Source organism: Escherichia sp. 94.0001, from assembly GCF_013369155.2.
GTDB classification, from domain to species: domain Bacteria; phylum Pseudomonadota; class Gammaproteobacteria; order Enterobacterales; family Enterobacteriaceae; genus Escherichia; species Escherichia coli_F.
On the sequence record NZ_JABWMS020000346.1, the window covers coordinates 1 to 228 of the forward strand.

Sequence of the window (228 nt, forward strand, 5' to 3'; positions counted from 1 at the left end):
TGGTTTCCACCAGTGCCTGCACACCGAAGGTAAAGCGCAGACGGTCGATGTTTGCAGACGTGATGGTCCGGGTAATCGGCGTGTCGTACTTCACTTCCGTACCCAGCACCGTCTCGGAGCCGGAGGATTCAAATCCCTCCGGCGGTGTCTGCTCCTGCTCACCTGCCCGGAAAACCACCGTGACACCGGAGATATTGGTATTCCCCTCACTGTCCAGCACTGGCGTAC

At 58.8% G+C, this 228-nt stretch carries 1 protein-coding gene; it reads right to left on the reverse strand.

The annotated features are described in order from the left end of the window. A partial coding sequence (gene gpJ, locus HEN33_RS27285; protein WP_183083586.1) for a TipJ family phage tail tip protein occupies nt 1-228 on the reverse strand: 228 nt, incomplete at both ends.